General features: G+C 41.8%; 9 protein-coding genes and 1 pseudogene. 1 reads left to right on the top strand and 9 read right to left on the bottom strand.

The window, feature by feature from the left end; all coding sequences use genetic code 11:
• Positions 1–515 precede the first annotated feature (515 nt).
• The 3 genes from FIS9605_RS0117355 to FIS9605_RS0117345 form a co-directional block, all read right to left on the bottom strand.
• Positions 516–2,114 (bottom strand): CocE/NonD family hydrolase, encoded by a 1,599-nt coding sequence (locus FIS9605_RS0117355; protein ID WP_026733736.1) that lies wholly within the window; start codon positions 2,112–2,114, stop codon positions 516–518.
• Between the two features lie 1,488 nt (positions 2,115–3,602).
• The gene (locus tag FIS9605_RS0117350; protein WP_026733735.1) at positions 3,603–4,055 is read right to left on the bottom strand and encodes a cupin domain-containing protein; all 453 of its coding nucleotides are present in this window, start codon (positions 4,053–4,055) and stop codon (positions 3,603–3,605) included.
• A gap of 145 nt (positions 4,056–4,200) precedes the next feature.
• A complete protein-coding gene (locus tag FIS9605_RS0117345) occupies positions 4,201–4,971 on the bottom strand; it encodes a cysteine hydrolase family protein (protein ID WP_026733734.1) in 771 nt (256 codons plus the stop codon).
• Between the two features lie 83 nt (positions 4,972–5,054).
• Here FIS9605_RS0117345 and FIS9605_RS37315 point away from each other — a divergent pair, with 83 nt between their 5' ends.
• Positions 5,055–6,494 (top strand): amidohydrolase, encoded by a 1,440-nt coding sequence (locus FIS9605_RS37315; RefSeq protein ID WP_051470110.1) that lies wholly within the window; start codon positions 5,055–5,057, stop codon positions 6,492–6,494.
• A gap of 106 nt (positions 6,495–6,600) precedes the next feature.
• Here FIS9605_RS37315 and FIS9605_RS0117335 read toward each other — a convergent pair whose 3' ends face one another.
• The 6 genes and pseudogenes from FIS9605_RS0117335 to FIS9605_RS0117310 form a co-directional block, all read right to left on the bottom strand.
• Positions 6,601–6,939, bottom strand: a complete 339-nt coding sequence (locus tag FIS9605_RS0117335) for a type II toxin-antitoxin system PemK/MazF family toxin (RefSeq protein WP_026733733.1) — start codon at positions 6,937–6,939, stop codon at positions 6,601–6,603.
• Entirely contained in the window at positions 6,926–7,150 is a 225-nt protein-coding gene (locus FIS9605_RS0117330) for a ribbon-helix-helix domain-containing protein (RefSeq protein ID WP_026733732.1), read from the bottom strand. Before FIS9605_RS0117330 ends, FIS9605_RS0117335 begins: the two co-directional genes overlap by 14 nt.
• 63 nt (positions 7,151–7,213) lie before the next feature.
• Positions 7,214–7,513, bottom strand: a pseudogene (locus FIS9605_RS37310) (hypothetical protein); the annotation flags it as partial.
• Between the two features lie 80 nt (positions 7,514–7,593).
• Entirely contained in the window at positions 7,594–7,848 is a 255-nt protein-coding gene (locus FIS9605_RS0117320; RefSeq protein ID WP_026733731.1) for a hypothetical protein, read from the bottom strand.
• 180 nt (positions 7,849–8,028) lie between these two features.
• Positions 8,029–8,298 (bottom strand): hypothetical protein, encoded by a 270-nt coding sequence (locus FIS9605_RS0117315; RefSeq protein ID WP_026733730.1) that lies wholly within the window; start codon positions 8,296–8,298, stop codon positions 8,029–8,031.
• Positions 8,299–8,406: 108 nt separating this feature from the next.
• Complete coding sequence (locus FIS9605_RS0117310) at positions 8,407–9,798, bottom strand: sensor histidine kinase (RefSeq protein WP_231510390.1); 1,392 nt, start codon at positions 9,796–9,798, stop codon at positions 8,407–8,409.
• Positions 9,799–10,278: the final 480 nt, after the last annotated feature.

The raw sequence follows: 10,278 nt of genomic DNA, 5'->3' as shown, positions 1-10,278 counted from the left end.
AACCCCTTGACAAAGCTAAAAGAGCTTGTTAACCTAGATAAAGTGTCAAGCAAAAGCGAGGCGCCCGAACCACCGGGCTTTATCTGTTTCCTAACCTTCCCGATACACTCTTACAATTCCAAAAGCTCAAAGCTGGAGAACTCCAGAACTTGCGTTTTTGAAAGGAGTATCAAGATGCCCAATCAAACTAGACGACAAATCAAGATTCTACTCTACGAGAAGTTGTTGCGCGTCTACGCGCCACTGCGTTACGCTCATCCTCTAAGAAAACCTCAGTTATAGATATAGCAAAAGGCAAATTATAGTTATCTCTGTCAAGAGTTTTGCTTGTAAACTCCAGATGTAAGCCAAAAGGAATAAACTATAGTGCTTTTCGTTTGAATGAGGTACACGCTTCGGGGCAATTCATGAATTGCCCCTACGATGGCCTGTACTTCACTCAATTGCAAACCGCTATATCAAATCAGCAACCTCTAAAGGCGCACTCCTGCGTAGAAGCCTGAGTTCCTATTGTCTTAAGACACTGCAACTACAGGTAATAACACTTGGGAAAAAGAAGTACCCCCACAACCCACTATTAATGTGATAATTTCTGCGTCCATACCAAAGGGTGAATTATTACCTGGATTGATTGCATAGGCTGGGAAACACGCAGCACTCAAACTCAATCGCAAGGCATTACCTCTGGTAATTCGCGCACAAGTCGCCTGCAATTGAATTTTTCTAGTGACGCGATTCATGCCATCTTGACAGCGAAGGTAGCCTTGCGTCAAATTATATACTCTTCCATCAGGATACACTTCTGACAGTACTACACATAAATCAAAGCTGGATTTGTCGGCACTACAAACAATTGCCACTACCACATCACCTGCTAAATGCAGGTCTGAATCAAGTGGTTTACTAGTGTAAGTCAACACATCAGCACGGCAATCAATATGCGATCGCTCAAACACACCCGCAGGAATAGCCGCATGACCACCCAAAGAGGGAACTGGCCGCCAGGGGTCATGAACTAACACATCATCTACGCCAATTTCCGGGCAAATTGTCGTGATAATACCTTCCTCCTTCCGGATACTGGTAATTCCTTGTGTTGACAAAAAGCAAGATTTATGTTCATATTCTGGAAAGCAAGAAAATCCTTGCCAAGTATTACTTCCGATCTCAAACATCCAAACAGGCATCTGTTCAAGCAAACCTGTATTAATGCCTTTGAGAAATTGGTCAAACCAGCATATTTGCATCCGATCAACAGGACTGATAGCATTGACGCCGAAGTCTACTTCACCAACTTTGCGACTCCAAGGTAAATGCGTCCAAGGCCCGACTAAAAGTTGTTGACGGTACTGACTCCGCATTGCCATATCTTTATATAAATTCAGAGTGCCACGCAAATAACTATCAAACCATCCCCCGATATGGAACATGGGCAAATCAACATCTTTCATGTGGGTTTTGGGCGAAAGTTGTTGCCAATAGGCATCAGGTTGCGAATGTTCTAGCCACTCGTGATAAAACGAATCAGGGGCAAGATTGTTGAGGATTTCTGGGTGCGTCGGAACCGCATCGTCCAAAGGTAAATTTCGAGAAGCAGCTAATAAGGCCTGGTAAGCTTGTTTATTTCCTCGCAAACGGGCAGTTTCTGTTGCTAATTGAATTGCCCAAGCAAGATTGTTTTGCAAGCAGAATGCGCCACCTTCATAAGCCCAATCTGCATATAAATCATAGCCAATCATTGCCGGACAAATTGTTTTTAATGCAGATGGTTTAGCAGCAGCGGCGTATAGTTGAGTCATTCCTTGATAAGAGAAACCATACATCCCGACTGCACCATTACTGCCAGGTAAATTTGCTGCCCAGTTTACCGCATCTTCACCATCAGCAATTTCGTGGGCAAACAGCTTGAATTCACCTGCTGATGTACCGCGTCCGCGTACATCTTGAATTACCACAATATAGCCGTGAGCAGCATACCAACTTGGATGAGCATAGACAACAGTAGAAGCGATCGCCCTGCCATAGGGTTGACGCATTAATAATACGGGAAATTCCCCATCAGCATCAGGGCGGTAAATATCTGCATCCAAGCGTATGCCATCGCGGGTATACATCGATGCGGTTTGTTTAGGGAAGAGTTTTAGCATGGGTATGAAGGAAAGATGATTAATTCGACCACAGATGATTTGGATAGATTTATCGTAAATGCAAAGTTTGTGGTCGTAGCTTGAAAAAAGGTGACTATCACTTTATGTAGCTATAGGAATCCGATTTGATTTATGAAAAAATCTAAGTATCTGTAGGGTGTGTTACGCGATCGCGTAACGCACCAAAGCCTTTGGATGGTGCGTTAGCCAGAGGCATAACGCAACGGCAATAAAGGGGGAGGAAAATCCACACCCCTTTTTGCCTCCCCTACGTATATTTCAAAAATCAAATATGAGTCCTATATTGCCGGGCAGGAAGGTAAAATAAAAATCGGTACTTGGAAACCAAGAAACTTGAGTTAGAAAGCCGGAGATTCAGTTTATCGCTTTTGAACGTTGCATGATTGCGAGATAATTTTGGAGTTTGCATAACTCAATAATCACGGCGTCTGGTGCATCAGCCTCATTCATCCCATTATTCAGCAACACCCGCTTTTGTATCCGATGCTTGCATGTAAGCAAATGTTAAAGTTTAGGGCTAAGTCACCATTACTCAAGCACCAAGCTTCGTGTATTTGCTTTGTTTGATGGGCGATCGCTTTGCTACTGAAAACCTTAAGTTAAATCTCAAAATCAGGATTTTCACTAGTAAAGACTGTTTTCAACAGGCAATATTGTATAAAAAGTAAACTCCGAGCCAAAAACAGCTATTAAGCATAATTCCCTAGTCAAAAGGACAGATTGACGCTGTTACAGATTGACGCTAGGATTAATGGTCTCAAAAGTAAGACCCCAGTAAAACTGGGGTTGAGCCGAACGTTTCCTCTCGTTACTATAGTGACCCAGTGACCAATTGGGAACAGGGAATCTCCTCCTAGAAATTGGGTAAAAATTAACCCCGGTGCTACCGGGGTTAATTGTGAGACTAGCGCCGTAAATAGTTGCAAGCAAAGGATATGGCGATATTTAGTAGCAAACACCTGAAGTGTATCAGATATATTTTTTTGTCATTTTTAAATGAATTTTGAACATGAAAAAATGACAATTTTTTCAGCTGTAAATTTTCCGTCGATTAAGCAACGTGAGAACGCAAGGTGGTTGCAATACTTTTCGGATTAGCACCTTTGATCTGGAGTTATAGCTGGGATGCATGTTAAAGGGTAAGGGGAAAGGGTAAATATCCATCCCTTTCCCTTTTCCCTTTCCCCCTTAACCAAAAGGTATTGAAGGTGGTTGTGTTGCACAAACAGACGCTGTTTTGGTAAAAGTAGTCGGAATACTACACGCAAATACCCACAGAACACTAAAAGTGGCGTTGCTGAATAATGGGATGAATGAGGCTGACGCGGGGATACGGTGATTATTGAGTCATGCGAATTCCAAAATCATCCCGCAATTATGCAACGCCCTAAAAGTACATCTATGTCTATCTGCGTTTATTTGTGGTTGAAAACTTCAATTTGACACGAAAGCATCCAATCTACCAAGTACAGTCATATCTTCTGTATCTAATTCTACAGGCGTGCCGCTACGAATTAACTCGGCAAAGTCTTCATTAGGAACCATAACAGTTAACGTATACAAACGTCCTGAACCCGTATTTTCAATCACATGAGTACCAGTGGGCGGTACTAATAAACTATCTCCTGCTTTAATCGGCACAGTCTTACCATCACAAGTTGCCCTGCCTTCCCCTTTGAGAACAAAAAACATTTCTACTGCTAACTGATGGCGGTTGGGAGGCGTTTTGCCACCAACATCAAAAATTTCTACGCAACAAGTCAGAGAAGTATTGGCAATTGCCGGATCGAACACTATCGCCAAGCGATTTGTATCATGGGGACTAATGCGATAGGCTTGGTAATCTTTGGGAGACTTGATGACAGGAATTACACAACAATTTGTCATATGTCCTTAGTCCTTAGTCATTTGTTATTGGTAGTTAGTAGTTAGTAGTTAGTAGTTAGTGGTTGTAGAGACGTGCCATGGCACGTCTCTACATTGGTTAGTAGTTAGTAGTAGGTGTTAACCACTAACCACTATCTACTAACCACTAACCATTAATTACTTTTAAAATTGCTTCTGAATCTGTGACGAAACCAAAACACTGCTTGACGTTGTATAGTGTCGCCAGCCAACAATACTCAGGAGAAGTGGTTGCAGTACAGTCTTTCACTAGTATGCAGTCGTATCCTAAAAAGTTAGCATCTTGTAGAGTGGCCATTACACATTGGTCAGCATTGACACCTGCAAAAAACAGTGTTGTTCTGCCCAAGTTCCGCAGGATAGTATCTAAGGGAGTATCCCAAAAGCCACTCATGCGGTATTTATCGACGCGAACGTCTTCTGGTAGTTGTTCTAGTTCGTCTACCACTGCTGCTGCCCAACTACCCGCCATTAGTACCTTAGCACCATTGCTAGGCAGTGGATCGCCCAAGCCGACACCTTCACCCGTGGGGTTGTAGACGTGATGTACACTTGCACTAATATTGAGTAAGTCGGGGCGGTTTCCCCAATTTACCCATACTACGGGAACATTCGCAGAGCGCAGTGCTGGCAATAAGATTTGTAAAGGTTTGATTGGCTGACGCGCTGGGGTAACATCTACACCGATATGCGCTAACCAACCATCAGGGTGACAGAAATCGTTTTGCATATCGATGACGAGGATGGCAGCTTTTGCTAAGTCAAGGCGCAAGCTTTTGGTTTCTGTTGATAAGATAACGGGTTGTGGTTCAAGGGGAGGACGAGTGATGTCTGCGATCGCCTGATTTACCGCCCAAGCATTTGGTGCAACTCCTAATTTCCAAAGAGGCAGATTCATAAAATTGCAACACCCAACACCATCTTTTACTTTTTAACTTGAAATTCTGCTTTGCGTGTCATTACTTAATCAAGGTTAAAATGATAAATTTTACAATCCAGAATGTTTTAATTCCTGTCGAGAATGGTTACACCACCGTTGACGTCCAAGTTGTAGAGGGAAACATTACCGCGATCGCCCCAAATCTTGATGTTGTGGGAACCCCTATTAACGGTCAAAATAAGTTACTATTGCCAGGATTCGTTAACGCCCACACTCACTCGTCGGAAATGTGGCAACGGGGGATAATGTCAATGTTGCCGTTGGAATTATGGCTGGCAGAACTATATGATTTTGCGCCTTTAGATCCAGAGAAAGTTTACCTCAGTGCTTTGGGAACAGCAGTAGAAACTCTACTTTCTGGCGGCACAAGTGTTGTAGATCATTTAGTGTTAATTCCTGACAAAGAATTAGAAACTATTGCCACAGCGATTCGCGCTTACAAAGAAGTTGGTATTCGTGCCTTTGTTGCACCCTTGATTCAAGATGAATCGATCACCGCTGGCATCCCATCCGGAGAAACTCAACAAACCCACGAGCCTTATTTTCGCTCAACTGGTGCAACATTGGAACTTATTGAAGAGGCGGTAAAACAGTTTCATCGTCCCGAGGAGGGTATAAGCATTTTAGTTGCCCCTACGGGTATTCAACTGTGTTCTGATGCTTTATTTGAGGGGTGTAGTCAATTAAGCGAAAAATATAATCTTTGCCGCCACTCTCATTTACTGGAAACTAAAGCCCAAGAAAAACTTGCTCAAGAAAAATACGGATATACTGCCGTTGCACATCTCAAACGCATTGGTTATTTAGACTATCGCACAACTCTAGCTCATTGCGTCCATTTGACTGACGCTGACATCGCCATCCTCACCGAAACTCAATCTACAGTTGTCCATAACCCTTTGAGTAACTTGCGTTTGGGTAGTGGTATTGCCCCGATTTTAAAATATCGTCAAGCAGGGGTAAACGTGACTTTTGGGTGTGATGGTGCATCTAGCAATGATTCCCAAGACTTACTGGAAGCGATCAAAATTGGTTCTATATTACACAACGTTACCGATTTAGATTATCGACACTGGATTACACCCAGGCAAGCAGTAGAAATGGCATCCTTGGGTGGTGTAAAGGGTCTGAATATGGCAGACAAACTCGGTTCACTGAGTATCGGTAAAAAAGCTGATTTGGTAATGTATGACCTTACCAACTTATCATTGCTACCACGTACAGATCCGATTGGTTTGTTAGTTTTAGGGCGTCCTAGTAATGTTGTTGATAGCGTGTGGGTGAATGGTAAGCAAATTGTTGCTGACGGGAAAGTCACAACTATCGATGTTAGTAACTTGCGGCAAGAGTTATTTAACCACAGTCAGTGGCATACTCAACGCCAGTCTCAAACCGTTGCCCAAATTGAAGCGCATTATCGCTTGGTGATGGGTTTGCGATCAAATAGCGATCGCATGATTGACCAAAAGCCGTCACCCTAAAAGGTGCACCTACACAAACCAAGCCTGGGGAACAGGCTTGGTTATTCTAGCCTCAGGCTAAAGACTGAAGGCTTATCCGAAGCGTATTGCAATTTATCCTAATAACTCAACCCAAGCCCAAATGCAGTTTCAAGGCAACATCAACTAATACCATCAACTCTTCACTTAAACTACCTACAACTTCGCCAGTAATTCGTTGTTTGGAGATTGTTCTTACCTGCTGCGCTTGTATTTTTGATGCCTTGGGTAAACCGCTATCATCTGGGTTGAGCAAAACCTCGAAGGGATAAACACGGTTAACATTAGAAGTTAGTGGTAAAATTGTCACCGTAGTAGCGGCACGATTATTAGCATCATTACTAACTATTAGCACTGGACGACGTTTATCCATTTCAGAACCTATTGCGGGACTAAGGTCTGCGTAATAAATATCACCACGTTTCATCTGTCAATCCATCTGCAACCGTTACATCCCAATCGCTGTCAACTTCAGCAGATGCTTGGCGGTAAGCTTCCTCTAGTTCTCGATTTCGCAGCAATTCTAATGCTTCTTCGATTACTTGCGAACGAGATTTGCATCCCTTACTAAGCTTGTAATTTTCAATAAACTCCACTAAGGACGGTGGCAAGGAAATGGATAGTTTTTCGACATTCATATTCCTACTATATAGTAGCAATAAAATTCCTACTAATTCCTACTAATATAGTAGCTTAGTAGAGATGTATTCCATCGCCATACAAGGAAATTCGCCTTCGTTAAAGACATTTTCCACTTGCACAATATGGAGATGACGACACAAAGCAAGGCGTAATGCTTCTTCACAGAAGTCTTGACGTAATTTATTGCGGTGTGGTAAACAAACAGGGTCGTTAAAAATTTCTTCTCTATAAGTTTTAATTACTCGTGGTTGATCGCGTTTGTTTTTGGCGAGGTAAGTAATGCCAATTCCACCCTCACCAAGCTTTGTTTCGATAAAATAGCGATCGCCAAACAACGACTGTCCTGGATTCCACACCATAAGTAATTCTTGAAATTCTGGTGTTTATTTTGGATAGTAGCAAAGACGCTTGACTCGTCCAACAATCAACAAACAACTACTTACTTAGCAGTTTCTGCCAAAAGTTTTTCGATACCTAAAATATCCTTGTCACCGATAATTTCTGTCTTGGTGTGAAATGTGAAGTGACGCTTGTTTCCTTCAGAATTCCATACCTGTTGCAACTGTGGATGGGGATATGTACCACTGTTAAGTTGGGCAAGCATAGGCGGCCATACTTTGCTAAGTCTGTTGACTTCGCCAACGTAAAGTTTTAAATGACCGATGTGTGCGATCGCGTAGATGCCGGAAGCCATAGTCAATAGTCATTTGTCATTTGTCAAGAGTTAGTAGGTAGAGACGCGAGGAACATTGCGTCTGTACGTTAGTGGTTAGTGGTTAGTAGTTAGTGGTTAGTGGTTAGTGGTTGTTAACTATGCCCAATGCCCAATGCCCAATGCCCACTCCCCCACTCACCCCATCACCCCACCTCCGGTTCACCCACCCGGGCGTTTGCGAAATAAACCTGTCATACTCAAACCAGTAATCAACAATCCTAGTAACCCCAAGCCATTCAACAGGGGATAAATTGCTTGTAAACGGAAGATTGACAGGGTGTGAAGACTGAGGATGAAGGCGCCTAATTCGCCTTGGTGCAACCATTCATCAACAATGGTGTAGCCTATGCCTGTTAGTACCGTCAAAAACAAGGGTAGACATAGCGCGATCGCAATCTGGCGATGGTATTTTCTAAAACTACGAATCATAGACTGTTATGAGTGGAGTTACTGTCAACAGACAGAACCAACGCCAGAAGTCTAACATAACAAAAAGCCCTTTCGCTTTGACTCTATTAATAATTTGACCAATTTGATTCAGTAATCTTGCTTGATAGGGATGGCGATCGCAAATTCTGAACCTTGTCTGATTGCTGAATTTACTTCCAGAGTTCCTCCATGTTTTTCAACAATAATTTGGTAGCTTATAGACAGTCCCAGTCCAGTTCCTTTACCAACAGGTTTGGTTGTAAAAAATGGGTCAAAAATTCTTTGTTTGACTGCCTCTGTCATACCAATGCCATTATTAGCAATGTGAATTACCACTCTATGTGAGTTAGCCAGTTTTGTACGAATGCGAATCGTCGGAACTGGGTATTGAGAAGAATCTTTTCCTAGTTCCCAGTCTCCGATCTCTAGTCCCTCTTCTAAGGCATCGATCGCATTACTGAGAATATTGATGAAAACCAGGTTGAGTTCTCCTGGGTAGCACTCTACCAAAGGCAAATTACTATATTCTTTAATAATGGTAATGTTTTTGCAATGACTATTGAACTTAAGACGATTTTGTAAAATTAGTAAAGCACTTTCAAGGCTTTCATGGATATCAATTGCTTTTTTTTCAGATTCATTCGTGTAGAAATTTTGCAAGGAATAGACAAACTGCTTAATACGATTAGTGCCCGCCTTCATTGAATCTAGCAGCTTGGATAAGTTGATAGTTAAATTATCTATTTCAACTTTATCGATTGCCGTTTTAATTTCTACCGCTGGTTCTGGGTAGTGTTGTTGATAAAGGCTAATTAGTTCGAGTAAATTCTGGATATAGCGACTAGCACGAAGCAAATTTCCAGCCAAAACGTTGGTAGGATGATTGATTTCATTAGCAATGCCACAAATCACTTGTTTTAAGGTGGCAATTTTTTCATTATGTAATAATCTTATCTGGTGTTCTTGGAGTTGATAAAAGTCTGGTTCTGATATTTTTGTTTGCTGCCTTGCCTGTTGTAGATGAGTAAGTGTGAGGACTTGAATTTGGGAGTAAGATAAGAGTAATTGATGAAAATCAAGTAATTGATGCCTTCCAAACGAACTTTGGACTATGATAGGCTCATATAACTGTTCGGGTGATCGCTGCAAAGCTATTTGAGTTGCTTCTATCACAGAAGTCGTATTATAAAGCACAGATTCTTTTTCAATTTTGAAGATATTAAGGAACCTTTCGATCGGGTGATTTAAAAATAGCTCTAAACTAAAGGGACGGCTCATATGTTCAAAAAATCTCCGTCGCGAAACCATCCCAACATAGTGCTGATGATGAGTTATGATAATTCCTGGCAGTAGAGGTTCATCTTTAAAGAGTTTTTCCAAATCACTGCCTAGATAATTTAGATCAATCTTTACTTCCCACAACCGTAAATCTTGCAAGGTTGACTCTACGATCAACTGTAGCTCATCAGAAATTGTCAGCGCATTCATAGTTGATGTCATTCAATCTTTCCACTTGCTATTGATTAGACTTTTGCTGAAGTAGGGAAAAGGTCAAGGTAAAATCAGACCTCACGCAGCATCACGTGCGTTGTGAGAGTTTCCCCCTTGTAGTAACTGGCATTGAAAATTAGAGGCAGAGGTCAAGAAATTGAGAAGCCTTTTCCCTCTAACTTTTTCCCAAACCGTAGACACAAAGAGCCTTCCGGAGTTAACTTTTTCCTTTGCACATCAATCTTTTACCCACAAATTTGCAAAAGTAAATTTTGCAAGTCTTTTAGTTTGCCAATAGATGCTTGATAACTGTTACTGATGACCGAGAGTTGAATTTTGGACTATAGCTGAAATATAACTTAAATGCCTTTTTGAATAGTATTATAAATCGCGCTCCAAATAAAGTAACAAGGCAAGTATTTTTTTGTTTTATAGAAAATTGGTTTACAAAGAAAGGCAGAGGGCAGGAGGCAGAAGGCAGAAGGCATT

This window comes from Fischerella sp. PCC 9605 (genome assembly GCF_000517105.1).
GTDB lineage: Bacteria > Cyanobacteriota > Cyanobacteriia > Cyanobacteriales > Nostocaceae > PCC9605.
This window is presented reverse-complemented; position numbering and strand designations above follow the sequence as displayed.

Coding starts and splice junctions, on each gene's coding strand:
- FIS9605_RS0117355 (WP_026733736.1), bottom strand. CDS start 2,114: ATGTATACCCGCGATGGCATACGCTTGGATGCAGATATTTACCGCCCT.
- FIS9605_RS0117350 (WP_026733735.1), bottom strand. CDS start 4,055: ATGACAAATTGTTGTGTAATTCCTGTCATCAAGTCTCCCAAAGATTAC.
- FIS9605_RS0117345 (WP_026733734.1), bottom strand. CDS start 4,971: ATGAATCTGCCTCTTTGGAAATTAGGAGTTGCACCAAATGCTTGGGCG.
- FIS9605_RS0117335 (WP_026733733.1), bottom strand. CDS start 6,939: ATGAAACGTGGTGATATTTATTACGCAGACCTTAGTCCCGCAATAGGT.
- FIS9605_RS0117330 (WP_026733732.1), bottom strand. CDS start 7,150: ATGAATGTCGAAAAACTATCCATTTCCTTGCCACCGTCCTTAGTGGAG.
- FIS9605_RS0117320 (WP_026733731.1), bottom strand. CDS start 7,848: ATGGCTTCCGGCATCTACGCGATCGCACACATCGGTCATTTAAAACTT.
- FIS9605_RS0117315 (WP_026733730.1), bottom strand. CDS start 8,298: ATGATTCGTAGTTTTAGAAAATACCATCGCCAGATTGCGATCGCGCTA.
- FIS9605_RS0117310 (WP_231510390.1), bottom strand. CDS start 9,798: ATGACATCAACTATGAATGCGCTGACAATTTCTGATGAGCTACAGTTG.